Below are 25,569 nucleotides of genomic sequence, written 5' to 3' on the forward strand. Positions count from 1 at the left end.
AAGCCGGAAATGCGTCAACATTCCCGGCTGAAAAGTTTAACCACATATTCGCCCGTTGCGAGCGAAACGAATATGTATTGTCTAACACTTAACCATACTAAGGTATGAAAAAACTTTTATTGCCCCGGCGCCAGCCTGGCTGGCCGGGCATGTACACGTTAATGGCCCGTGTTATGCGCCTCACGCTATTTTTACTATTTACCTGCATCCTGAAACTATCCGCCACGGGGTACTCACAGGAAGTAAAGCTTTCGCTGTCCATGAAGGAAGTGAAGCTTTCCCGCATTTTTGCCCTCATCCAGCAAAAGAGCGATTACCAGTTCCTGTACAATGATGAAGACGTGCGCAATGCACCACCTATTACCATCAGTGTGCATGATGCTACCATACCCCAGATCCTCAAAACATGCCTGAAAGACTATCCCCTCGGCTATTCCATTGAGAACAATACCGTGGTGATAGCCCCCCTGGCGCCAGCGCGTGAAATGACCGCACCGGCCTTCGTGGTAAAAGGGCGGGTGACCGATGAAAAAGGCGCAGGCCTGCCCGGGGTGGCGGTGCTGCTCAAAGGCACGCAGACGGGCACCCTCACGGATGGCAACGGCAATTTCTCCCTGTCCCTTAAAGACGGCAGTGGTACACTGCTGATAAAACTTATTGGTTACACCCCACAGGAAATTGCAGTGGCCGGGCGCCAGAATATCGAGGTACAGCTGGTGCCCGAGCCCCAGTCACTCAACTCTGTGGTGGTGGTGGGTTATGGTACCCAGCGCATCAAGGAAGTGAGCGGCGCCATTGCCAGTGTAAGTTCCCGCGATTTTAACAAAGGCGTGGTGACCAACCCTATGCAGCAGGTACAGGGCAAAGTGGCTGGCCTGGTGATCACCCTGCCTGGCGGTGACCCTAATCAGGCGGCAGTGATCCGCCTGCGCGGGCAAACTTCCTTGCTTGGTAAGCAGGACCCCCTCATCGTGGTAGATGGCGTGCAGCTGGACGATCCGGCCCGCATTAACAATATTCCACCCGGTGACATTGCATCGTACGATGTACTGAAAGATGCTTCCGCCACGGCCATTTACGGGGCACGCGGAGCCAACGGCGTGATCATCATCAATACCAAGAAAGGCCAGGCCGGCATGATGGCCGTGGACTACGCCGGGTATGTGGGCGCAGACCGCATTTCCAAGCAATACAACATGCTGAGCGCCGATGAATGGAAAACCGCCATGACAAACCTTGGCAGCAGCCCGGATGCCATAGCAGGCTATCTCAAAGGCGGCAATACCAACTGGACGGACGCCCTGACCCGCACTGGTGTAGTACAAAGCCATACCCTGGGCGTGTCTGGCGGCACCCCGCATTTTGTATACCGCGCTTCCGCCAACTACCTGGACCAGCAGGGCATTGTGATCAATACCGGCCAGCAGATAGCAGGCCTGCGCTTCAATGCACAACAGAAAGCCCTCCAGGACCGGCTGGACATACAGGTAGGCGTGGTGCTTTCCAAAACGGTGCGCAAGTATGCAGACTACAACATCTTCCAATATGCACTGAACTCACCGCCCACTTACCCGGTGTACAATGCAGACGGCAGCTTTTTCCATTATAGTGATTTTGCATTGCAAAACCCCGTGGAAATGCAGACAGAGCAGGAGAACGGGGGCGTGGAGCATTTCTCCCAGATGTTCGGCACCGTGAACTATGAACTGCTGAAAGGCCTGAAAGTAGGCGTTACCGGGTCGCTCACACATTTTGGCCTTGATTCCAACTATTTCCAGCCCACTTTCCCGCTGGTGAATAACCTGAACATGGCCAAGAAAACGGACAACAACCGTGATTCAAAACGCGGGGACGTGCATATCAATTACAACCACACCTGGAATGAGAAACACAACTTTGGATTTACCGGTGTGTACGAGTACAATGAATTTACCAACAGTAATTTCTCCGCGCAGGGCGGCAATTTCCTGGTGGAAGATTTCCAGGACAACAACCTGAATGCATCCGACCCGGCCCGTATCATCATTAATTCCTACAAGGAGAATTATAAGCTGATCTCCTTCATGGGCCGTGTGAATTATAACTACCGCGAGAAATATTATTTCGAGGCCAGTGTGCGCCGCGATGGCTCTTCCAAGTTTGGGGCAAACCAGCGCTGGGGTACTTTCCCGGCCGTATCCGGCGCATGGCGCATCGGCCAGGAGCCTTTCCTGCAGCACGTTTCATGGCTCAGTGAGCTGAAGCTGCGCGCAGGTTATGGCATTGTAGGTAACTCTGATGCCATCTCCCCGTACAACTCCCAACTGCTGGTAGGCACGGTGGGCCGCTATTATGACGGCGCTACCAACAGCTATCATCAGGCCTATATTCCTACGCAAAATGCTAACCCGGACCTGCGCTGGGAAGAGCGCCACGGGATGAACCTGGGCCTGAATTTTGGCCTGCTGGATAACCGCATTACCGGTGATTTCAACGTGTTCAATGATAAGACCAAACACCTGCTCTACAACTACACGGTGCCGGTGCCGCCTTTTTATGTGAACAACATCCTGGCAAACGTGGGCAACCTTTCCAACAAAGGCGTGGAACTGGCGCTGAGCGCGGATATCATAAAAGGCAAACGTTTCAGCTGGCGCGCGCAGGGACAGATCGCTTTCCTGAAAACCCGCGTCACCAGCCTGTCCGGTACTTACCAGGGCTATAAAGTGGTAACAGATAATATCGTGGGCGGCTCTGCGCAGGGCCGCGGGCTCAGTACTACGCCCATCACTTACCTGAAAGTGGGCTATGCGCCGTACACCTTCTACCTGCCGCATTTTGCCGGGGTGGACAAGGATGGCCACCAGTTGTTTGACTCTGCCGGGGTGGCTATCAGCACGGCACAGAATGCACCCAAACATTACATTAACCCGGTGCCGGATTTCAACTATGGTTTTGGTAGCACCCTGTCGCTGGATAACTGGAGCCTTAACTTTTTCTTCCGCGGGGTGCATGGCCAGAAAAACTTTAACAACACCCTCATGATCCTGGACAATGTGAACCGCCTGCCGGGTAACAACGTAACGCGCGAAGCACTGACCAATGGCATCAAAGACGCACCGGTGGCCTCTGACCGCTGGCTGGAAAATGCGTCTTTCCTGCGCCTGGACAACGCCACGCTCACTTACACTTTCAAAGAGATCAAAGGGCTGCAGCACTTAAGCCTGTACCTCTCCGGTAACAACCTGTTCGTGATCACGAAGTACCGTGGCCTGGACCCGGAGATCCTGAACGGCAACGATGTATTTAACCACCTCGAATACATTGATGTGGAATACAACGGGCATGGATATTACCCGAAGACCCGTTCCTTCAGCTTTGGTGTGAACGTATCCTTTTAACCGCTTTAATCTGCATGAACCATGAACACATCATACCTTTATAAACGCGCTGCCATGGCCCTGCTGCTGCTTTGTGTGCCGGCATGCACCAAGCTGGATCAGCAGGTGTACAGCGCATTGCCCAACAGTAATTTCTGGCAGACGCCGGACCAGATAAAAGCAGGCGTAGCCCCCGTGTACCAGCAGCTCACTAACCTGGCGAATGGCAACACTTATAACCTCAACGAAGTAAGCAGTGATGAACAGATCATCCCCACGCGTGGTAACGACTGGTACGATGGCGGCAAGTGGCAGCAACTCTGGCTGCACACCTGGACGCCGGAAACCAATACGCTCAATGACTCCTGGAACGAGATCTTTGGCGGCATCGGGAAGGCCAATTTTATTTTATCCATCATCAACAACCTGCCCCAGAAACCGGACAATGTAGACGCCATCAGCGCGGAAGTGAAAACCGTGCGTGCGTATTATTATTACCTGGCCATGGATCTTTTTGGCAATGTGCCCCTGGTGTCTGACTTCAACACAGACCCTAACTCAGTGACCAACAGCCCCCGTGCAGACATTTATAAATTCATTGAAAGCGACCTGAAAGCATCCATTCCCCTGCTGCCTGAAACCGTGGATGGGTCTACGTTTGGGCGGGCCACCAAATGGATGGGGTTTGCGCTGCTGGCCAAGCTCTATCTCAACGCGGAAGTATTTACCGGTACCGCTAATTACGCCGCTGCAGGCGCCGCCTGCGATTCTATTATCAAGTCCGGCAAGTACCAGTTGGAACCCGGCTACTTCGATAATTTCCAGGTAAAGAACCAGGGCTCCCGCGAGAATATTTTTGTAGTACCATTTAACAATGCCTACATCCCTAACAACAACTGGGAAAATGAAACCCTGCACTACCAGAGTGTGATCAGTTTTGGAATGACGGGTGGCTCCTGGAATGGGTATAGTTCCATGCAGGCGTTCTACAACCTGTTTGATACCGTGAGCACCTACACCACCAACAATGGTAATGTGTACCGCACTTACCGCGACCAGCGCTCCGGTACCTGGCTGGTAGGCCAGCAGTTCAGCACCCGCTACCCTTACCCGCCGGATAAAAATGTGTTGGTTAAATCTGCCGACCCTTCACTGGCGCTCAAAGATGCGCAGACCAACCTGCCCCTGATCTACGATCCTAACATTGATGTGATCTCCAACCCGGCGGATATCTTCCGTACCAAGGGCGTGCGCAACATCAAATATTTCCCGGAAGCTGGCACGGCCAGTAACCAGAGCAACGCCATCGTGGTATTCCGCCTGGCAGATATCCTGCTCATGAAAGCTGAAGTGGACATCCGGTTGGAAACCAACCTGGGAGAGGCTTTGACGCTGATCAACCAGGTGCGCGAGCGTGCTTATTCCGGTGATGCCAGCTTTGATTTTACCCCTGCAGACCTTACGCTGGACAAGCTGCTGGCAGAACGTGGCCGCGAACTGTCGTGGGAAAGCTGGAGAAGGAATGACCTGATCCGCTTTGGCACCTTTGGGCAGGCCCGCACACCCGGCAAGGTGGCAGACAATCCGGACGGCCACCTGAAGCTGTACCCCATCCCCGGCCCGCAACTCACTGCAAACCCCAACCTCAAGCAAAACCCCGGCTACACGCCCTGACGGCACGGACTATACACGTGGTATGTATACACGGCCTGGCACACGTCTTAGGATGGTGTCGGGCCTTTTTCGTTTGCCCTTGTGAAAGGCGCTCCGGCCAGGAAGCATAAAAAAGCCCCCGATGAAAATCGGGGGCTAAATCATACACCAAAACAATCTTACGGTTTTTATCGCAAGAAAAGGAGTTCGCGGTATTTCGGCAGGCTCCAGCTGTTGTCATCCACCAGGAATTCCAGCTTGTCAGCATGGTAGCGGATCACGTCGAAATACGGTTTTATCTTATCGCAGTAGTCGATGGCTTTCTGACGCTGGTCAGTGAGCTTGTTGGCTACTTTGCGCGCTTCAATCATTTTCTGAACGTTTTCAGAGATCACGTTCACGTGTTCAGCGATCTTGCCTACGATCTGTTTCTGTGCCAGGAAGCTTTCTTCACCCAGGCCGATGGATTTCAGGCCCTGGATGTTGGTCACCAGCTGGTTCATGTACTTGATAGCGGCAGGCAGGATGATGTTGGTAGCCAGGTCACCGATCACGCGGGCTTCGATCTGTACTTTCTTCACGTAGTCTTCCAGCAGGATCTCGTGACGGGCGTGCAGTTCGCGGGCGTTGTAGATGCCGGTGCTGATGAACAGTTCTGCGTTCTTCTTGTTCACCATGGCGTCCAGTGCCAGGGGAGTGGTCTTGATGTTTTCCAGGCCTCTCTTCGCGGCTTCTTTTTCCCATTCTTCGGAGTAACCGTCGCCTTCAAACAGGATGCGCTCAGACTCAACGATGTATTTGCGCAGGGTCTGCATGATAGCGATCTCTTTTTTCTCGCCTTTCTCGATCAGGCCATCCACTTCTTTCTTGAAGTTTACCAGGGTTTTAGCCATGATAGCGTTCAGGGTGGTCATAGCGGAAGCGCAGTTTGCGGAAGAACCTACGGCGCGGAACTCGAACTTGTTGCCGGTGAAAGCAAACGGGGAAGTACGGTTACGGTCGGTGTTGTCCAGCAGCAGTTCCGGGATGTGACGGTGGAGGTCCAGTTTCAGGATCGCTTCGTCCTGCTCATCAAACTTGTTGCTTACGCGGGTCTTTACTTCCTGCAGTACTTCAGAGAGGTACTTACCGGTGAAGATGGAGATGATAGCGGGAGGGGCTTCGTTAGCGCCCAGACGGAAATCGTTGCTGGGAGATGCGATGGAAGCGCGCAGCAGGTCTGCGTGGTCGTGTACGGCCTTGATGGTGTTCACAAAGAAAGTGAGGAACATCAGGTTGGTCTTCGGGGTCTTACCGGGAGCCAGCAGGTTTACGCCGGTATCGGTAGCCATAGACCAGTTATTGTGTTTACCGGAACCGTTGATGCCGGCAAAGGGTTTCTCGTGCAGCAGGCATTTCAGCTTGTGACGTTTGGCCACTTTGTTCATGATGTCCATCAGCATGGAGTTGTGGTCCACGGCGATATTCACTTCTTCAAAGATAGGCGCGCACTCGAACTGGGAAGGCGCTACTTCATTGTGGCGGGTTCTCAGGGGAATACCCAGTTTGTAAGATTCTTCTTCAAAATCGCGCATGAAAGCATACGCTCTTTCGGGGATGGAGCCAAAGTAGTGGTCTTCCAGCTGCTGGCCTTTTGCAGGCGCGTGACCTACCAGGGTACGGCCGGTCATCACCAGGTCAGGGCGGGCGTTTGCCAGGGTTTCGTCTACCAGGAAGTATTCCTGTTCCCAACCCAGGGTAGCGGTTACTTTGGTAACATTTTTATCGAAATAATTGCACACATCCACAGCTGCTTTGTCCAGCGCGGAGAGCGCCTTGAGCAGGGGAGCTTTGTAGTCCAGTGATTCACCGGTATATGCTACGAAGATCGTGGGGATGCAAAGGGTTTTACCGGAACCTTGTTCAATGATGAAGGCGGGAGAGGAGGGATCCCAGGCGGTGTAACCACGGGCCTCAAAAGTAGCACGGATGCCACCGTTGGGGAAAGAGGATGCATCAGGCTCCTGCTGTACCAGTGCGTCGCCGTCAAAGGTTTCCAGGGCCGTACCATCACCCTTCAGGGTAAAGAAGGAATCATGCTTTTCTGCGGTAGTGCCGGTGAGGGGCTGGAACCAGTGCGTATAGTGGGTTACGCCTTTCTTCATTGCCCAAGCCTTCATACCGGCTGCAATCTGATCGGCCATTTTGCGCTCGATCTTATTGCCACCTTTGATGGAGTTCATCAGGCTCTTGTAAGCCTCGTCGCTCAGGGATTCCCGCATTACCTTGCCGGAGAATACATTGCTACCGAAAACGTCGGTGATCTTATTGGTGTGTTCTGCACCACTTATCGTTGCGTCTACACCGGACAAATGTTCTAATGCAGAAAAGCGTAATGATTGCATAGTGTGATTAATTTTTGGCAAAAAAACAATTCCTACGGTTTAAATACAAGAATTACGTAGGTTTTTTCTAAAAAATTACAAGCAGCAAGCAAAAAACAACAATTTTTTAATTTTTGAATAAAAATTGGCCACTGCAGACCCTGATATTAATCAAATTAAAAAAATAATAATATGATTATGGAACAAGGTAATATTATCTCAAAAAGGTATTGCCGGCCAAAAGTCATTGGAGATCAGGAAAATCCATGACAATGCTCATATTCCGGGAAACCCGTTTTCCGGCTGCGAACCTGCCGCACTGGCCGGTAAAATATCCGGCTTTCCGCCTTCCGTTACAGGCCCCGCAGCAAGTACAAATGCCCGCAGTATCCAGCTTCCGGCTCCATTTTGCCATAGTGCCTGCAGCTATCCCGGTTGCCAGCCTTCGTCGGCATTTCCTGCCTGCAGAATGGCCAGGCAGCCGGTATGCTTTCCCGTAAAGTCCGATAATATACGCATTGAAACCCACAACTGCAACCCGGGCCCTGTTCCTACTGAGCGGGATGTGAGGCACTGCGGGCAATGCCGGGCATTATATAAATAAACCCTGCCTGATATACCATACAGCTTGCCCCAGGCTGAAACCATTGCTGCGCGCGGCTTTGCAGGCAACGGCCGGCTGCGGGGCCAGCGGTTGTCCCCACCGCCCGGCAGTGCCCTTGTAAAAAGGCCCGTTTTAACAGGGGATTTTCTTTAAAAAGGCTTAGTTTTGCGCATCTTTTTAATTACTGGTCCCAATATATTTTATTGCATGCAAATCACCGTAGAAACTGCAGAACAGTTAGGTCTTACCGCAGATGAATTTGAAAGGATTCAATCAATATTGGGCCGCACGCCCAACTTTACTGAACTGAGTATGTACTCTGTGATGTGGAGCGAACATTGCAGCTACAAGAATTCCATCGTGTGGCTGAAAACGTTGCCCCGCGAAGGTAACCGCCTGCTGGTGAAAGCAGGGGAAGAAAATGCCGGCCTGGTAGACATCGGTGATGGCTATGCCTGCGTATTCAAGATCGAGTCACACAACCACCCTTCTGCCATTGAGCCCTTCCAGGGCGCGGCTACCGGTGTGGGCGGCATCCACCGCGATATCTTCACCATGGGCGCACGCCCCATTGCGGCTTTGAATTCCCTGCGCTTTGGCAATATCAAAGACAAGAAAACCCAGCACCTCGTAAAAGGTATTGTACACGGCATTGGCCACTATGGCAACTGCTTTGGCGTACCTACCGTGGGCGGTGAAACTTACTTTGAAAACGTATACAATACCAACCCGCTGGTGAACGCGTTCAGCGCGGGCATCGTGAAAGTGGGGGAAACCGTTTCGGCTATTTCTTATGGCGAGGGCAACCCCGTATTCATCGTAGGTTCTGCTACCGGTAAAGACGGGATTGGCGGCGCCGCTTTTGCTTCTGCCAATATCACGGAAGACAGCGTGGAAGACCTGCCGGCCGTACAGGTGGGTGATCCCTTCCAGGAAAAGAAACTGCTGGAAGCCTGCCTGGAAGTGATCAAGACCGGTGGTGTAGTAGGTATGCAGGACATGGGTGCCGCGGGCATCACCTGCTCTACCGCAGAAATGAGCGCCAAAGGCGAACACGGTATGCGCATCCAGCTGGATAAGGTACCTACCCGCCAGGAAAATATGAAAGCTTGGGAAATGCTGCTGAGCGAAAGCCAGGAGCGCATGCTGCTGGTAGTGGAAAAAGGCAAGGAAGCTGCCATCCTCAAAGTTTTTGACAAATGGGACCTGCACTGTGTACAGATCGGGGAGGTAACGAAAGATAAGAACCTGAAGTTCTACATGGGCGATGTGCTGGAGGCCGACCTGCCCGCGGAAAGCCTGGTGCTGGGTGGCGGTGCCCCCCAATACCATCGCGCTTACACTGAGCCGGCTTACTTTGCCAAGATCAGGCAATACGATATCCAGAACATTGCCGATACCCAGTCTCCCAAGTTTGTGGCGGAACGCCTGGTACAGCTGCCTAACATAGCCTCCAAGCGCTGGATCTACAACCAGTACGACAGCATGGTAGGTACTGCCAATGCCAGTACCAACGCCCCCAGTGATGCCGCCATTGTACTGGTGAAAGGCACCCGGAAGGCCCTGGCCCTCACCGTGGATTGTAACAGCCGCTACGTGTATGCCGACCCGCAGGTGGGCACGCAGATCGCCGTGGCAGAAGCTGCGCGCAACATCGTAGTGAGTGGTGGTGAGCCGGTGGCTATTACCAACTGCCTGAACTTTGGTAATCCCTACGATCCTGAATGCTATTACCAGTTTGTATATGCTATCAAGGGCATGAGCGATGCCTGCCGCAAATTCAATACCCCGGTAACCGGCGGTAACGTAAGCTTCTACAACCAGGGCCCCGAAGGTCCCGTGTATCCCACGCCTACTATCGGTATGCTGGGTGTACTGGACAGCCTGGAGCAGCGCCTTACCCTGGGTTTTGCTGAGCAGGGCCACATCATTTACCTGGTGGGCCGCAGCCGCAATGACATCAGCAGCTCTGAGTACCTGCACAAACTGATCGGCATTGAGTACAGCCCGGCGCCGCACTTCAACCTGGACGAAGAGTTCCAGCTGCAACACGCTATTTCCCGCCTGAACAAGGCCGGCCTGCTGCAAAGCGCGCATGATGTGAGCGAAGGCGGCTTGTTCGTAACCCTGCTGGAAAGCGCCATGGCAAACGGTCAGGGTTTCGCAGTGCATACAAACGATAAATTCCGCAAAGACGCCTACCTCTTTGGTGAAAGCCAGAGCCGCGTAGTAGTAAGCGTTCGCCCGGAAGACCAGGAGAAATTTGAGGCACTGCTGCATGGCCTGGTAGATGCGACCGACCACTCCGTACGCTATGAAAAAATAGGCCTGGTAACCGGCGACAGCATCATCGTAGATAATGAGGACTGGGGCACTGTAGCCAACTGGAAACAGCTGTATGACACCGCCCTTGAAAAAGAGCTGAAATAATAAATGTGCATAACTTTTAAAGTGTGCATAACTAAAAGCAGGGCCGGCAATAATTTGTTGCCGGCCCTGCCGTTTTGTAAAGTGTAAGCATGTCCCGGGAGAGATGTGGTGTTGAATTTAGTATGGCCGTTGTTGATGGTGGTGAGCTACCGGGTTGAGTTGCTCATATCCGGTCGTGGTTAACAAAATGCCGTTAACAAATACCAGGGCCCGTTAACAAATTACTTTTGTACACTTATTAAAAGGCCTGCAAAAAAGCGGCCTTTTCTATGGAAATTAGCTGTGGTGGCTGCTTTGGAAGAATGTGCTTAATAAATGTTGCCCCACCTAACGGGAAAAGCAGCGGTTTGATTTGTTAATGGAGCGTACCCAGCGTTGAGTTTCTTGTAACACGCCGATGGTGGTATATTAACAAAATTTAATATAATATTACCGGGCCGAACCGTTTTGAAAAATGTTTGTTAACGGTTATTAACAAATTAAACTTTGTTAGAATATTAATGTCCTGTTTGAAACCCTTACTACTGGCCGATTTCCTCTTGCGCCATAACACCCTAAATTTAAAAATGCAAGCGTATTAACGCTCGTTAACAACTCATTAACAAAATCCCATCTTCGTGTGATGTTGGAACTACCCACTTGCTTTACTTTTGATATATCAAACAACGCAAACGCAGTTTACCTTACACACATTAAAAGTGAAAGTAAACTTCAAGATATTGAAAGAGATTAAGTTATTTTCCTATTCTATGAAAGCCAATAGTTCCCTATCCTATCCATGTCCTAATGAAATCTAGTTGATTTTTGCACCTAGTGAAAGAAGATTAAAGTGGTCCCGCCAAACCGGCGGGACTTTTTGTGTTAAGCCGTTTCCGGTCTGGTTAACGCTGAATGGGCGTAATTTGTTGTTGTGGCTGGTAAAAACGGGTAGCGAAAATCCATTGGTGTGCAGATCTGATCTTGGGGCTGGTGCAAAAAAAATCCCGCCGGCACGTTTACCGGCGGGAGGTGCTTATATCGTTTGTACGCAGGGCTTATACCATTGGGATTTCTGCAACGGCGTAGGCTTTGGCGTCCAGTTTCTGTTTGGTTTCGCTGAAGGCTTTGAGGGTCAGTTCAATGTCTTCATCGGAGTGGGCCGCGGAGGGGATGAGGCGGTAGATGATCTGGCCTTTCGGGATCACAGGGTATACCACAATAGAGCAGAAGATATTGTAATTCTCACGAAGGTCCAGGCACATGGCTGTAGCTTCGGGGATATCACCCTGCAGGTAGATGGGCGTAACCGGGGAGTTGGTAGAGCCGATGTTGAAGCCGTGTGCACGCAGGCCGGCCTGTAGTTTATTTACATTGTGCCACAGCTTGTCTTTCAGTTCACGTTTGCTGCGCAGCAGTTCCAGGCGTTTCAGGTTGCCTACTACCAGGGGCATGGGCAGTGATTTTGCGAAGATCTGGGAGCGCATGTTGTAGCGCAGGTAGCGGATAATGCCCACCGGGCCGCTGACAAACGCACCGATGGATGCCATGGATTTGGCAAAGGTGGAGAAGTACAGGTCTATACCGTCCTGGCAGCCTTGTTCTTCACCCGCGCCGGCACCGGTTTTACCCAGGGTACCAAAACCGTGGGCATCGTCTACCAGCAGGCGGAATTCATATTTGGATTTCAGTGCTACGATCTCCTTCAGTTTACCCTGGTCGCCGGCCATGCCGAATACGCCTTCAGAAACCACGAGGATGCCGCCACCGCTTGCAGCCGTCAGGGCTTCTGCGCGGCGCAGTTGTTTTTCGCAGTCTTCAATATCATTGTGTTTAAAAACGAAACGTTTGCCGGGGTGGAGGCGCAGGCCATCGATGATGGAAGCATGGCATTCCGCGTCGTATACGATCACGTCATGACGGCCTACGAGGGCGTCAATGCAGCTCATGATACCCTGGTAACCGAAGTTGAGCAGGATGGTGTCTTCTTTTTTAACGAATGCAGAGAGTTCGTTTTCGAGTTGGTCATGGAGGTCGGTGCTGCCGCTCATCATGCGGGCACCCATGGGAGTAGCCAGGCCCCATGCCTTGGCCGCTTCTGCATCTGCCTGACGTACCTCGGGATGGTTTGCCAAACCGAGATAGTTATTCAAACTCCAAACGATCTTTTCCTTTCCGCGGAATTTCATGCGCGATCCAATCTCACCTTCCAGTTTAGGAAACGCGAAATAACCGTGTGCTCTGTCTGAATGCTGGCCAATGGGCCCCAGGTTTTGCAATAGCTTCTCAAAGATATCCATGTTGTGTTAAGTTATGATTATAAAAAATCTGCATGCAAAGGTATATAAATAATACTTGTTTAAACTATATACATTTGTCCCCAAAATTTTGCCAACATGAAATGTAAACATCTCCTGTTCATGGCGTTACTGACCATGGGTAGCAGCGCATTCGCGCAGAAACCGGCGGTTGCAAAAACGACTACCACGGCGGCCGTGTCACGGCCCAAGCTGGTGGTAGGAGTAGTCGTAGACCAGATGCGCTGGGACTATTTGTACCGTTTTGCTGACCGTTACACGTCTAACGGGTTCAGACGCCTTGTAAACCAAGGATTTAGCTGTGAAAACACGCTGATCAATTACACCCCCACCATCACGGCCTGCGGCCATACCTGTGTGTACACCGGTTCTGTTCCGGCTGTGCACGGTATTATCGGGAACGACTGGTACAACGCCAGCCTGAACCGCCATTTTTATTGTGCTGAAGACACGACCGTGAACGGCGTGGGTAACGACAGCAAAGCCGGTAAGATGAGCCCCCGCAATTTGCTGGCCACTACCGTAACGGATGAACTACGCTTAGCAACTAATTTCCAGAGCAAGGTGATCGGGGTGGCGCTGAAAGACCGCGGTGCTATCCTCCCTGCCGGCCACGCTGCCAATGCCGCCTACTGGTATGATGGCGCTTCCGGCAAATGGATCTCCTCTACCTATTACATGAATGAACTGCCCGCCTGGGTAAAGGCATTTAACGATAAAAAATACCCGGAACAATACCTGAAACAGCCCTGGAACACGCTGTACCCGCTGGAAAGCTATACCCTCAGCACAGCGGATGACAAGCCTTACGAGGGCCGTTTTTCCGGTGCCGCCAATTCCGCTTTCCCGCACGCTTTCCCCACGCCAATGAACAGTATTGCCTCTTCCCCGTATGGTAACACCATGACGCTGGAATTTGCAAAACAGGCCGTGGAAAACTACCAGCTGGGCAAGGGTAAAGTGACGGACTTCCTGGCCGTGAGCCTGTCTTCCACAGACTATGTGGGCCACCAGTTTGGGCCCAATTCCATAGAAGCAGAAGATACTTACCTGCGCCTGGACAAAGACCTGGGCGACTTCTTCAACTACCTGGATGCAACTGTGGGCAAGGGCAATTACCTGTTCTTCCTCACCGCGGATCACGGTGTAGCGCATGTACCGGGCTTCCTGGAAGAAAACAAGATCCCCGGCGGTGTATGGAGCGAGAACGACCTGGCCGGCAAGGTGAATAGCCTGGTAGCGGCTCAATTTGGCATTGAGCATGTAATAGCCGGTGCAGCCAACTACCAGTTCTGGCTGGACCATGCAGCCATTGAGAAAGCAGGTAAGAACGAAGCAGAAGTGATCAGTTTCATCACCGGTGAGCTGAAAAAAATGGAGCCCATTGCGGATGCCATCAACCTGCACAAGGTGGGCGATTATGCCTTGCCGGAACCCCTGCACACTATGGTGATCAATGGTTATAACGTGAAGCGTGGTGGCGACATCCAGCTGATCCCCCAACCGGGATGGATAGACGGCGGTAAAACCGGTACCACCCATGGAATCTGGAACCCGTACGATGCACACATTCCCCTGGTGTTTATGGGCTGGGGCATACATGCCGGCCATACTAACCGTACGGTGGGTATGACAGACATAGCGCCCACCGTGGCTGCGCTGCTGCACATCCAAATGCCCAGCGGCAACGTGGGCAAAGTGATCGAGGAGATCACCAGGTAAAAAAACCAGGTCACATAAAAGGACTGCCGGTGATGCTGCAAAGCAACCGGCAGTTTTGTTTTAACTTTAAGCAAAACCATTGCATGGAATTTTCCTACATCACATATGCCGTGGCAAACCGGGTAGCCACCATCACCCTGAACAGACCTGAAAAACGCAATGCCCTGAATGGAGCCATGGTAGCGGAACTGAGGCACGCCTTCCACCTGGCCGGCGCAGACGAAAACGCCAAGATCATCCTGCTGAAAGCCAACGGGCAAGCCTTCTGCGCCGGCGCAGACCTGGACTACCTGAAACAGTTGCAGCAAAATACTTATGAAGAGAACCTGCAGGACTCCCGGGAACTGAGCCAGCTTTTCCAGGAGATCTATGACCATGAGAAAGTGGTGATCGCACAGGTGGAAGGCCATGCCGTGGCGGGAGGTTGCGGGCTGGTGACCGTATGCGACCTGAGTTTTGTGACCAGCGAGGCGCTGCTAGGCTATTCAGAGGTGAAGATCGGGTTCATTCCCGCGCTGGTATCCGTGTTCCTGGTGCGCAAGGTAGGAGAGGGCCGCGCCCGTAAATGGCTGCTTACGGGAAGCCTGTACACCGCCGAGCAAGCCTTGCAGGACGGGCTGATCACCGCCGTGGCAGCGCCCTCCGACCTGGAAACCCAGGTAAACCTTACCATTGCGGACCTGCTGGAGGGCACGGCCGCCCACTCGCTTACGGCTACCAAGAAGCTGGTGAACCGGGTACTGGAAATGCCGCTTACCGATGCCCTGGAATATGCCGCCCAGTTTAATGCGGAGACCCGCGAGCACCCAGCCTGCCGCAAGGGCATCCAGTCTTTTTTGAACAAGGAAAAGCTGAAATGGTAAAATTATCCCATACCCGCCGCTGCCATGCGGAGTGAACATTAAAACCGTATATTTGGTAAGAACATCCAATTTCAATCCTTGTTTTTTACCTAGCCCTATGTACCATGATGAGAAAGTATTTAATTCTGATCCTCGTGAGTTACTGCATCAGCGTTCCTGCCTTTGCACAGCGCACTGTATCTGATGCCATTGTCCACTACAGCGTGCAGGTACCGGATGGCCAGCCTAATGCAGGCGCGTTTGCCGGCAGCACCATGGTGCAATATGTACGCGGCGTCATGAGCCGCCTGGATATGAACCTGAACGTAGTGAACTACACCTATATCGTAAACACAAAAGACGAAACCTACGTAACCCTGATCACCCGCAATACTGATAAGTACCTGATCCACGTAGGCCGTGCCCAGTTTGAAAAAGACCTGAAACAGTACGAAGCCGTAAAATTTGTGGACAAGCCGGAAACCAAGCGGATAGCGGGTTACACCTGCCGGCATGCCGTGGCATCCCTGGTGGATGGGCAGACGTTTGACGTATGGTACACGCCGGACCTGGTAGCCGAGAACCGGATGTATAACCGCCGGTTCATGAACCTGAAAGGGTTGCCGCTGGAGTTTGAGCTACTGCTGAAAGGTGGCGGTAAACTGAAGGTGGTGGCTACTTCTGTGGATCTTTCGCCAGTGCCGGCATCTACCTTTGATGTGCCAAAGGGAGGGTATAAGGAGATCTCTGAGGCGGAGCTGAAGCAGCTGGGGAATTGAGGCACGCCGTGTGACGGGGTTGCTGCCTTCACTCATTTCATCTCAGTTCTGTTTTCCAGGCACAAAAAAAGGCCCCGCTTTCGCGAGGCCTCCAAATCCTTTCAAACCGCTACTTATCCCTTCTTGATGGGCCAGGTGAGCAGTTGCAGGTGATGATAGTTCATATTCGCCTGCTGGCTCTGGTCTACAGAGTAAGGAATGAGGTAAGTCGTATTGCCCTGTTTATAAGTGAAAGATGGTTTCACAGTAGTAGGGGCCGGGCTGAGGTTGAACTCAGGACGGACCACCCCGCTGAAGCGGAAACCCGCGTCCAGGCTGAGGTTTGATTTGTAGGCTTCGCTCACACTGATCTTCTTGGCTGCTTTGTCTTTGTTATTATCACCCGGAAGATCCATGCCCAGCCCGGCTGCTTTAACTTCAGCCACGCCTATAAAACCCGCCATCAGGCAAGTCAATAAGACAGTCTTTAAGATGTATAATCTGTTCTTCATAAACTCGACAAATATACAATTTTTAAAATGTGTTGTATTTTTATCTCTATCCAAAGTTAGTAAATTATTATAACAAAACGTTAAAAATTTCACAATACCGATATCGATTATTTTGATATCGACGACCGGGCGAAAGATTTGGACGGGAACCTAAATTGTTTATATTTACAGTAATGAATAGAGATAGAGATTTGCCACCCTTCGAAGATGATTCTGACGACCTGAAAGATTTGCTGCAACAATTCGAAAATCTCAAATCCGGTCTGTCACATGCTTTTCTGGACGAGGATTCGTTCGAGCAGATCATCGACTATTATGACGAGCAAGACCAGCTCAACGTGGCCTTCCAGGCCGCTGAAATGGGGATCAACCAATATCCCTACTCCGCCGTCCTCCTCATTAAAAAAGCCGGCCTCCTCATTGAGGCCAAACAATACAAAGAAGCACTCTCCCTCCTCGAAAAAGCCGCTCTCCTGGATAGCACCGACCTCCAGCTCTACATCTTCAAGACAGACGCCTACATTGCCATGAACCAGCATGCCAAGGCCGTGCGCGTCCTGGAAGAGCAGATCGATAGTTTTGAAGGCGAGGACAAAACGGAGTTGCTCCTGGAACTGGCAGACGTGTATGACGACTGGGAAGAGTTTGAAATGGTATTTGACGTACTGCGCCGCGCCCTGGTGCACGATAACAACAACGAGGAAGCCCTGCACAAGATCTGCTTCTGGACCGAGTTTACCGGCCGCTTTGAAGAAAGCATCCGCCTGCATACGGACATCATCAATGAACATCCCTTCAATGAGCTGGCCTGGTTTAACCTGGGTACCGCTTTCCAGGGGCTGAAACTCTACGAAAAGGCCATTGACGCCTATCAATATGCCATTGCGATCGATGAGAAGTTTGACTACGCCTATCGCAACATGGGAGACGCCTACATCCGTATGCGCAAATATCCCGAGGCCATTGAGGTCCTCTCCAGGCACCTGGAAATTGCCAAGCCGGAAGATGTGATCTATGAAGCCATTGGCCACTGCTACGACAAGCAGCGCAAGTATACCCAGGCCCGTTACTATTACCGCAAAGCCAGTCACCTGAGCCCTACAGACGATAAGCTGTACTACAAGGTGGCCATGGCCTACATGGCAGAAGAAAACTGGGCCAATGCCCTGAAAAGCCTGCAATCTGCTATGAAATACAATAAGCAGAGCGGCGATTACAACATGGCCATTGGGGAATGCTACCTGCAGATGGGTAAGTTCAAGGATGCCCTGGTGTACCTGCTCAATGCCGTGCGCCTGCGCCCCGCAAATGCCCGCGGATGGCAGTGTTTCATGAGAGGCCTGTATATTTCCGGCTTCCATGAAGAGGCCCTGGGCCAGCTTAACGCGCTGGACCCCAAGATCAGCAGCAAGCCGGTGTTCCAATACTACAAGGCCGCCATCCTGTTCCGCCTGGGACGCCAGAAAGAGGCCCTGCTGCAACTGGAGACGGCCCTGCAACGCTCTCCCAAACTGGCCAAACAGTTTGTGGAACTGGACGCGGAACTGCTGCAACACACGTCTGTAGTGGATATGCTGGGACGCTACCGCGCTTCCCTGCGCAAGAAGAAGTAACCACAACTGCATACTGGAAAAAGGCCGCCCGCCAGGCGGCCTTTTTTTGTCATATAACCATAAAATATTGCCCCTGTTACCACCCGCGGGGCAAAAGTGATTATTTACATGTTGTATTTATTTCATTCTTATTATTTTTGCGCCGGTTTTGAGGATCGATCCTATGAACGTTCCTTTCCCGGCATTCTTCATCACAACCGTATTTGTTCAAAGCCTGCCTGTGGGAGAGGGGTAAAACGTGAAAGCGATTGCACGGCCATTCAGAAGATAAAAAAAGAGATGCAATGAATTTCAATTTGACACAGATCCCGGACAGGACACAGAAGCCCAGGAATAACGGCCTCACAATGGTAATGGATAAGGGCCTCAGCCTGGCAGAAGCGGCTAATTTCCTTTCCGTTTCCCACCCGCACGTAGATATCCTGAAGCTGGGTTTTGGTACCTCTTTCGTTACGCCCAACCTTCGCGAGAAGATCCAAATTTACCAGGACGCTAACGTTCCCTTATATTTTGGAGGTACCCTTTTTGAAGCCTTCCTTATCCGCAACCAGTTTGACGATTATGTGAAAGTACTGCGCGATTTTGGCGTCTCCTATGTTGAAGTTTCTGATGGTTCCATTACCATCCCTCACACCGAAAAATGCGGCTACATTGAGAAACTGGTGAAGCTTGGCTTTACCGTGCTCAGTGAAGTGGGCTCCAAAGATGCAGAGCACATTATTCCCCCCTATAAATGGATTGAGCTGATGCGCGCAGAACTGAGCGCAGGTGCCACCTACGTGATCGCCGAAGCCCGCGAAAGCGGCAACGTTGGCATTTACCGCGGCAGCGGTGAAGTGCGGGAAGGCCTGGTACAGGAGATCCTGACCCAGATCCCCGCAGAAAAGATCATCTGGGAAGCCCCGCAAAAAGCCCAGCAGCTGTACTTCCTGGAGCTGGTAGGCTGCAATGCCAACCTGGGTAACCTGGCCCCCCATGAAGTGATCTCCCTGGAAGCCATGCGCATAGGCCTTCGCGGCGATACCTTCCACCTTTACCTGAATGCATAAAGCAATACATAACCAAATGTACATTGGGCACGCCGGTTGCGGGGTGCCCAATGGTATTTTTATACGGTCTTAAAATTCCATGGCATGCAGCTTTACGGTCTGATAGGCTTCCCGCTGGGGCACTCTTTTTCCAAAGGATATTTCACTGCAAAATTTGAAAAGGAACATATTGAAAACAGCACCTACGAAAATTTTCCGCTGCCAGATATCAATGGCTTCCCGGAACTGGTGCACTCCCTGCCCAATCTGAAGGGGCTCAATGTGACCATCCCGCACAAGACCGCCGTGATCCCTTTCCTGGATGAACTGGACCCGGCCGCCAAGGCAATAGGCGCAGTGAATACCATCCGCAATGAGGGGGGCCGCCTGACAGGCTACAATACAGACACCATTGGTTTCCGCGAATCTCTGGAGGTGCTGCTGCAGCCCCACCATAAGCATGCGCTGGTGCTGGGCACCGGCGGGGCCAGTAAAGCGGTAGTGTATACGCTGCGCCAGCTGGGTATTACATACCGCCTGGTGAGCCGCCACCCGCAAGGGCCGGACGACCTGCGCTATGAGCAGATAGATGCCGCGATCCTGGAAAAATACACCCTCCTGATCAATACTACGCCCCTGGGCATGCACCCGGCCACAGACACGGCGCCGCCCCTGCCTTATGAATACCTGGATGCCCGTCATTTCCTGTACGACCTGGTGTATAACCCGGGCAAGACCCTTTTCCTGCACAAGGGCGAGGCACAGGGAGCCGCTATTAAAAACGGCCATGAAATGCTGGTGCTGCAGGCGGAAGCCGCCTGGAAGATCTGGAATAAAGCCTAATTTTGCGCGATGGAACAAAATATCTACGCAGAAGGACAAGTGATCCTGATAGACAAGCCGCTGGAATGGACCTCCTTCGATGTGGTGAATAAACTGAAACACAAGGTAAAAGCCAAAATAGGCCATGCCGGTACCCTGGACCCGCTGGCCACCGGCCTGCTGATCTGCTGCACCGGTAAAATGACCAAGAAGATCAACGAATACCAGGCCCAGGAAAAAGAGTACACTGGTACTTTTACCCTGGGTGCTACTACACCCACCTTTGACCTGGAATCTGAGCCCGAAAATTTCAAGGACAGCAGTCATCTCACGGAAGACGCCATCAAAGCGGCTACCGGGCAGTTCATGGGTGCTATTGCGCAGCTGCCGCCCATCCATTCCGCCATCAAACAAAATGGCAAGCCCATTTACCTGGCCGCGCGCAAAGGCGTGGACGTGAAAGTAGAGCCCCGCAATATCGTGATCAAGGAATTTGAGATCACCGGTATTGAAATGCCGCTGGTACACTTCCGCGTAGTGTGCAGCACGGGTACCTACATCCGTTCCCTGGCCAATGATTTTGGCGCCGCGCTGGGCGTAGGGGGCCACCTGAGTAAGCTGGTACGCACCCGCATCGGGGAGTTCAGGGTGGAAGACGCTTATCAACTGGATGCATTCCTGGAAAAATTCAAACAGGCGGCACCGGAGCAGCAGGGGTAGATCGCGCCTGCAGGAAGGAGGAGCAGTGGATGAAACAGGAATAAACTTATCTGACATAACGAAAAAGGAGCGCCGTACAAGCGCTCCTTTTTCTTTTCTTAGAAGGGGTACCCGATGGCCACGTTCCAGATCACGTTGTCCCTTCGCCAGCTGGGATCACTGAAGTGTCGCCACTCGGTGGTGTACCAGCCATTGGGATTGCCGGTGTAGTAAGGTACTTTCAGTGGGATGCCCCAGTCCAGGCGGATGAGGAAGAAGGAGAAATCCAGGCGCAGGCCCACACCGGTGCCCAGGGCCAGGTCGTGGTACAGCTGGGAGAACTCAAACTCGGAGCCCGGACGGTCGGGGTCTTTGCGCAGCATCCAGATATTGCCGGCATCCAGGAAGGTGGCGCCTTTCAGGTTTATTGTACCGTTGAACATGCGGATAAGGTCAAAGCGGAATTCTGCATTGGCCTCCAGCTTCATATCGCCGGTCTGGTCGGGGAATATCTGTGCGGTAGCGGAAGTATCGTGGTAAGAGCCGGGGCCCAGGGTGCGCAGCCGCCATGCGCGCAGGCTGTTTGGCCCGCCGGCGGTGAACTGGCGGATGTAAGGCAGCACCGTGGAATGGCCGTAAGCCACACCCACGCCGGTGTACACGCGGGTGGCAAACATGGAGCGGGGGCGCTTCCAATAATGGCGGTAATCAGCATCCACCTTCACAAAGTTAGAGATGGTAAGGCCGGTATAGTCTTCCAGGTCATTGCCCTTGTGATTGATGGAACCTACCAGGCTGTTGACGCCATTGAGCCACAGGCCTGATTCTTCCAGGTTAATGCGGAAGAATGAGTAATGCTTGCGGTGCAGCGCATCATTGTTGGTATAAATGTAGGAAGCCACTTCCCCGCCAATGAAGGCCGGCTCAAAGCTGCGCTTCAGGTAGGGGTTCTTGTTCACGATGGTATCGCGGAAATAAGGATCCAGCTTGGTGCCTACGTAGTTCAGGGAGATGGGATTGACGATCCAGCGCTGGTAGCGGGAGGGCGTCCAATCGTACCCGAAAGAGGCGTTGATATTGGTGATATCAAACTTGGCCACGCGCGAGAGGTAGTTGCCGCCCAGGCTCAGGCGGGTTTTCACGGTGGTAAGCCTTTCCTGTGAGATGCGGAAAGGCGTAATAAACTTAGGGAAGGTGAAGTTCACATTACCGCCAAATTCCTTGGATTGCAGCACCCACTGGCGCTCCTGGCGTATCAGTTCTATGCCGGTGCTCAGGTTCACATCCACGGAGGTGGCACTGCGGTGCAGGTTCAGGTGGCGCCAGGTAAGCGTTACGCCGCTGCCCAGCAGGTAATCGGAGCTGGTGCTCACTTCAAAGCTGGCGCCTATGTTCTGGCGGCGGCGGGGCGTGAGGTAGAGCAAGGCATCCAGCGTGGTATCGTGGTTTTCCCGGTAGTTGATGGTGATGAACTGCCACACGCCCAGGTCGTAAAGTTTATTGAACGTAGCGTCGTATTTCTGGTTAGAAAAGGTTTCCCCGTGACGCAGCAGTACGGAGCGGTTCAGTACATCATGGCGGAGAATATCCTGGCGGTAACGGTAGATGGTGTAGGCAGAAATGGAATCATGGAAGGTGGAGCGGCTGGTATCCCCGCTCACCGGGTAGTCCGGGTAAATGATGGTGCGGTTGATCGTGTATTTTTTGTGATGCCCGCCCAGGCTGTCTGCCGGGTTGCTGATGATGGTGTAAATGTTGAGCGTGGGTTTTTCGCGGCCCTTGTTCTCGTTGAACACATTGAGCATGCCTTCAAACGGGTTGAGGGAATTGCGCAGGAAGCTTTTATTGAGCGTATCCAGTTCAAAGCGGATATAGTTGCGGTCAAATTTAAAATAGCCTGCGTCTTTGATCAGGCGGTAGAGGCGTTCCCGCTCACTGTTCAGGGTTTCCTGTTTGTAGGGCTTGCCCTTGGCAATAAGGCTGAGGGGCTGGGAGCGCTTTACAATGGCCAGCAGTGCGGTATCCGGCACATCGTAGATCAGGCTGTCTATCACAAAATTCTGACCGGTGTTCACCTTGTAATCCACGCTTACCTTGCGGCCTTTCACGGTTTTCACGTAGGTCACCGTGTCGTAGAAATAACCCTGGTTATACAGGTAGGCGCTCATGCGCTTGATGGATTCCGCTACTTTGGTAGAGTCGAAAATGGATGGCTCTTCCATGTTCTTGGGAGAGAGCACCAGGTTCCAGAACAGGTTCTTCTTTTTTTCCTGGTTCTTCTGGTGATACAGCCACACTTTGATGCGGGTTCCCAGGAATTTTTTATTGGCCTGCTGCAGCATCAGTTGCTTGCTCTGGAGGGAATTGCGCAGGTCCTGCTTGTCGCTCACCGTGATATCGCCCCGCACATCCACGCCGCTGTGCACGTAGAGTTGCTGGTCGTCTTTCAGGTAGCGGGTATTGGAGCATGCCGCCACGAGCCATAACGCCAACACCAGCACGGACGCTCTGAAAAAGGTGTTGGAGAAACGAATGATCGGCTGCTTCACAATTAAAAAAAGAATGAGTTAAAAAAAAGGCCACGCTGGAAACTGTGGCATTGGCTTGGCGCATTTATAGAATCCCTGTAGTTTTGGACCTATGTTATCAAAAGCGCAAATTAAGTATATTCAATCATTACAGCAGAAAAAATACCGTCAAAAGTCGGGTCATTTCATTGCTGAGGGTGACAAGATCGTACAGGAAATGCTGCAGGCCGGTCAGGCCATGGAGTCCCTGTACGCACTGGAACCCTGGTTGCTGAAGCACCGCGACCTGCTGGAACGGGCCAGGGGCGTGGATGTGCAGCAGGTATCGGAAGAAGAACTGTCGCGCATTTCCACCCTTACCACGCCTAACCAGGCATTGGCGGTGCTACCCATTCCCGGCCATGCGCAGCCGGCCGCCTTTAAAGGCCATGTGGCCCTGGCGCTGGAAGACATCCAGGACCCCGGCAACATGGGCACCATCATCCGCATAGCCGACTGGTTTGGCATTGCCCAGATCATTTGCTCTCCCGGTTGTGTGGACGCCTACAATCCAAAAACCGTGCAAGCTACCATGGGCAGCATAGCCCGGGTAAAAATTGTGGAAGCCGCGCTGGCGGAAGTGCTGGAAACCGCTGGTGTAGCCTCTTACGCAGCCACCCTGCACGGGCGCAACATCGGCGATTTTGCGCCCATTACGGAAGGCATCATCGTGATCGGGAATGAATCGAAAGGTCTGCAACCGGCCACCATGGAGCGCTGTACAGAGAAGGTGACCATCCCGCGCCTGGGGTTTGCAGAATCATTGAACGCGGCAGTGGCTACCGGCATTATTTGCGGAAGGCTGCTGATCCGGTAGGGATAAGGCCTGCGGCCAATGTCCGTCTTTATTTAAAGCGGATGGCCTTCAGCGGTGTAATGCGGCTTACGATCACGGAAGGTAGCACCAGCGTGAGGGTGTACACGGCAAAAGTGCCCACATTGATCCCGATTATCTTCCACCACTCAATATAAATAGCTGCAGCCGGCATGTAGTAAGCGTCTTCCGGCAGTTTGAAGAACCCCGTTTGTTGCTGGATGAAAGCCAGGCCCAGCCCCAACACGTTTCCTAGGAAAATACCCACCAGCAGAATGTACGCGCATTGGTACACGAAAATGGCGCGCAGGCTTTTATTGGGCATGCCCAGTGCCTTGAGGATGCCTACCATGTTGGTTCTTTCCAGGATGAGAATAAGGATGGTGGTGATCATGTTGATGAGGGCCACGATGGTCATGATCACCAGCACCAGCCATTCTGTTTTATCCTGCAGGGCCAGCCAGTCAAAGATGTTCGGGTAGATCTCTTTGATGGAGCGGGCGTCCAGCTCCTGTGGCACCATCTGGTACACCTGTTTGTAAAGGGTATCCAGTTTTTTTACATCCTTCACAAACACTTCGTACCCGCCAATATCTGCAGGCCCCCAGTCATTGAGGCGGCGTATCAGCCCAATATCGCCAATGATGAAGGTCTTATCGTAATCCTCGATGCTGGTTTTGTAAATGCCGGTGATCTTCAGTTTGCGGGCGCGGGGGGGCTGGCCTTGTCCCTGGATGAAGTACACGATCAGTGGGTCGCCCAGCTTTACCTGGAGGGCTTTGGCGGTGTGCTCGGAAATGATGATATCGAGGGAGTAGGTGCTGTCGTTGAAATGCAGGGGGCCGCCCTGGCGCAGGAAACGCCGGAGCTGGTTCCAGTTGTAATGCCGGTCCACACCTTTGAAGATCACGCCTTCAATGCCATTGTTAGCCTTGATCATGGCCGATTTGGTGGCATAGGGCTGCAGGTAGGAAATGCCGGGGAGGTGGCGCACGGAATCTGCCAGGCCGGGCCTGTCGGGGAAGGGCAGTTCATCAGTGAGGGGGCCGGCGTTGGGCTGGAACTGGGTGATGTGGATATGCCCCCAGAAGCTGAAGATCTTGCCCTGCACCGTTTTCTGGAAACCTGCTACCAGCGCCGTGGCCAGTATCATGATGGCCACGCTCACCGCGGTAGCGGCAATGGCTATACGAATAATGGACCGCGAAAAGGAGGACGTACGGTTAAAGGCAATGCGCCCCGCGATGAAACTTGAGACTCCCATGATAAATTTGTGCTGGTTTCAGCGTCAAAACTGTACAGCGTACAGCGTACAGCGTACAGCGTACAGCGTACAACGTACAACGTACAATGTACAACGTACAACGTACAACGTACAACGTACAACGTACAACGTACAACGTACAACGTACAACGTACAACGTACAACGTACGCAGCTACTGGTACGGCTCCTAAGGTACGAGGTAACCAGCTGTTTACAAAAGCAAT

The 25,569-nt window shown here is 52.5% G+C and carries 16 protein-coding genes; 11 read left to right on the forward strand and 5 right to left on the reverse strand.

Annotated features, from left to right (window positions below; genetic code table 11):
* Positions 1–104: 104 nt before the first annotated feature.
* Positions 105–3,380 (forward strand): TonB-dependent receptor, encoded by a 3,276-nt coding sequence (locus DCC81_RS11240; RefSeq protein WP_108686729.1) that lies wholly within the window; start codon positions 105–107, stop codon positions 3,378–3,380.
* A gap of 21 nt (positions 3,381–3,401) precedes the next feature.
* Entirely contained in the window at positions 3,402–5,033 is a 1,632-nt protein-coding gene (locus DCC81_RS11245) for a RagB/SusD family nutrient uptake outer membrane protein (protein ID WP_108686730.1), read from the forward strand.
* Positions 5,034–5,200: 167 nt separating this feature from the next.
* Here DCC81_RS11245 and DCC81_RS11250 read toward each other — a convergent pair whose 3' ends face one another.
* Positions 5,201–7,396 (reverse strand): glutamine synthetase III family protein, encoded by a 2,196-nt coding sequence (locus DCC81_RS11250; RefSeq protein WP_108686731.1) that lies wholly within the window; start codon positions 7,394–7,396, stop codon positions 5,201–5,203.
* A gap of 790 nt (positions 7,397–8,186) precedes the next feature.
* Between DCC81_RS11250 and purL the strand changes: the two genes are divergently transcribed.
* Positions 8,187–10,409, forward strand: a complete 2,223-nt coding sequence (purL, locus tag DCC81_RS11260) for a phosphoribosylformylglycinamidine synthase subunit PurL (RefSeq protein WP_108686733.1) — start codon at positions 8,187–8,189, stop codon at positions 10,407–10,409.
* Between the two features lie 1,034 nt (positions 10,410–11,443).
* On the opposite strand, the gene DCC81_RS11265 is transcribed toward purL, so the two are convergent.
* Positions 11,444–12,685, reverse strand: coding sequence for an aminotransferase class I/II-fold pyridoxal phosphate-dependent enzyme (locus tag DCC81_RS11265; RefSeq protein WP_108686734.1), 1,242 nt, complete (start codon positions 12,683–12,685; stop codon positions 11,444–11,446).
* Between the two features lie 96 nt (positions 12,686–12,781).
* Here DCC81_RS11265 and pafA point away from each other — a divergent pair, with 96 nt between their 5' ends.
* The 3 genes from pafA (at position 12,782) to DCC81_RS11280 (ending at position 16,046) form a co-directional block, all read left to right on the forward strand.
* On the forward strand, positions 12,782–14,425 hold the full coding sequence (pafA, locus tag DCC81_RS11270) for an alkaline phosphatase PafA (RefSeq protein ID WP_108686735.1): 1,644 nt from the start codon (positions 12,782–12,784) through the stop codon (positions 14,423–14,425).
* An 83-nt stretch (positions 14,426–14,508) separates the two neighbouring features.
* Positions 14,509–15,288, forward strand: a complete 780-nt coding sequence (locus DCC81_RS11275) for an enoyl-CoA hydratase/isomerase family protein (protein ID WP_108686736.1) — start codon at positions 14,509–14,511, stop codon at positions 15,286–15,288.
* Positions 15,289–15,422: 134 nt separating this feature from the next.
* The gene (locus DCC81_RS11280; RefSeq protein ID WP_133177629.1) at positions 15,423–16,046 is read left to right on the forward strand and encodes a hypothetical protein; all 624 of its coding nucleotides are present in this window, start codon (positions 15,423–15,425) and stop codon (positions 16,044–16,046) included.
* 113 nt (positions 16,047–16,159) lie between these two features.
* On the opposite strand, the gene DCC81_RS11285 is transcribed toward DCC81_RS11280, so the two are convergent.
* Positions 16,160–16,537, reverse strand: a complete 378-nt coding sequence (locus DCC81_RS11285) for a hypothetical protein (RefSeq protein WP_133177630.1) — start codon at positions 16,535–16,537, stop codon at positions 16,160–16,162.
* Positions 16,538–16,710: 173 nt separating this feature from the next.
* Between DCC81_RS11285 and DCC81_RS11290 the strand changes: the two genes are divergently transcribed.
* The 4 genes from DCC81_RS11290 (at position 16,711) to truB (ending at position 20,720) form a co-directional block, all read left to right on the forward strand.
* Positions 16,711–18,150, forward strand: a complete 1,440-nt coding sequence (locus DCC81_RS11290) for a tetratricopeptide repeat protein (protein ID WP_108686739.1) — start codon at positions 16,711–16,713, stop codon at positions 18,148–18,150.
* 284 nt (positions 18,151–18,434) lie between these two features.
* Complete coding sequence (locus tag DCC81_RS11295) at positions 18,435–19,199, forward strand: phosphosulfolactate synthase (protein WP_108686740.1); 765 nt, start codon at positions 18,435–18,437, stop codon at positions 19,197–19,199.
* Positions 19,200–19,283: 84 nt separating this feature from the next.
* On the forward strand, positions 19,284–20,021 hold the full coding sequence (locus tag DCC81_RS11300) for a shikimate dehydrogenase family protein (RefSeq protein ID WP_108686741.1): 738 nt from the start codon (positions 19,284–19,286) through the stop codon (positions 20,019–20,021).
* 9 nt (positions 20,022–20,030) lie between these two features.
* Complete coding sequence (gene truB, locus DCC81_RS11305) at positions 20,031–20,720, forward strand: tRNA pseudouridine(55) synthase TruB (protein ID WP_108686742.1); 690 nt, start codon at positions 20,031–20,033, stop codon at positions 20,718–20,720.
* A 98-nt stretch (positions 20,721–20,818) separates the two neighbouring features.
* Here truB and tamL read toward each other — a convergent pair whose 3' ends face one another.
* Positions 20,819–23,248 (reverse strand): translocation and assembly module lipoprotein TamL, encoded by a 2,430-nt coding sequence (gene tamL, locus DCC81_RS11310; RefSeq protein WP_108686743.1) that lies wholly within the window; start codon positions 23,246–23,248, stop codon positions 20,819–20,821.
* A 91-nt stretch (positions 23,249–23,339) separates the two neighbouring features.
* Here tamL and DCC81_RS11315 point away from each other — a divergent pair, with 91 nt between their 5' ends.
* The gene (locus tag DCC81_RS11315; RefSeq protein WP_108686744.1) at positions 23,340–24,083 is read left to right on the forward strand and encodes a TrmH family RNA methyltransferase; all 744 of its coding nucleotides are present in this window, start codon (positions 23,340–23,342) and stop codon (positions 24,081–24,083) included.
* A 28-nt stretch (positions 24,084–24,111) separates the two neighbouring features.
* Here the strand turns inward: DCC81_RS11315 and DCC81_RS11320 are convergent, their stop codons facing one another.
* On the reverse strand, positions 24,112–25,344 hold the full coding sequence (locus DCC81_RS11320; protein WP_108686745.1) for an ABC transporter permease: 1,233 nt from the start codon (positions 25,342–25,344) through the stop codon (positions 24,112–24,114).
* Positions 25,345–25,569: the final 225 nt, after the last annotated feature.

This window comes from Chitinophaga parva, assembly GCF_003071345.1.
Lineage (GTDB): Bacteria > Bacteroidota > Bacteroidia > Chitinophagales > Chitinophagaceae > Chitinophaga > Chitinophaga parva.

Bases quoted from the DNA above. Each gene is read 5' to 3' on its own strand.
- DCC81_RS11240 (WP_108686729.1), top strand. From the start codon at position 105: ATGAAAAAACTTTTATTGCCCCGGCGCCAGCCTGGCTGGCCGGGCATG.
- DCC81_RS11245 (WP_108686730.1), top strand. From the start codon at position 3,402: ATGAACACATCATACCTTTATAAACGCGCTGCCATGGCCCTGCTGCTG.
- DCC81_RS11250 (WP_108686731.1), bottom strand. From the start codon at position 7,396: ATGCAATCATTACGCTTTTCTGCATTAGAACATTTGTCCGGTGTAGAC.
- purL (WP_108686733.1), top strand. From the start codon at position 8,187: ATGCAAATCACCGTAGAAACTGCAGAACAGTTAGGTCTTACCGCAGAT.
- DCC81_RS11265 (WP_108686734.1), bottom strand. From the start codon at position 12,685: ATGGATATCTTTGAGAAGCTATTGCAAAACCTGGGGCCCATTGGCCAG.
- pafA (WP_108686735.1), top strand. From the start codon at position 12,782: ATGAAATGTAAACATCTCCTGTTCATGGCGTTACTGACCATGGGTAGC.
- DCC81_RS11275 (WP_108686736.1), top strand. From the start codon at position 14,509: ATGGAATTTTCCTACATCACATATGCCGTGGCAAACCGGGTAGCCACC.
- DCC81_RS11285 (WP_133177630.1), bottom strand. From the start codon at position 16,537: ATGAAGAACAGATTATACATCTTAAAGACTGTCTTATTGACTTGCCTG.
- DCC81_RS11290 (WP_108686739.1), top strand. From the start codon at position 16,711: ATGAATAGAGATAGAGATTTGCCACCCTTCGAAGATGATTCTGACGAC.
- DCC81_RS11295 (WP_108686740.1), top strand. From the start codon at position 18,435: ATGAATTTCAATTTGACACAGATCCCGGACAGGACACAGAAGCCCAGG.
- DCC81_RS11300 (WP_108686741.1), top strand. From the start codon at position 19,284: ATGCAGCTTTACGGTCTGATAGGCTTCCCGCTGGGGCACTCTTTTTCC.
- truB (WP_108686742.1), top strand. From the start codon at position 20,031: ATGGAACAAAATATCTACGCAGAAGGACAAGTGATCCTGATAGACAAG.
- DCC81_RS11315 (WP_108686744.1), top strand. From the start codon at position 23,340: ATGTTATCAAAAGCGCAAATTAAGTATATTCAATCATTACAGCAGAAA.
- DCC81_RS11320 (WP_108686745.1), bottom strand. From the start codon at position 25,344: ATGGGAGTCTCAAGTTTCATCGCGGGGCGCATTGCCTTTAACCGTACG.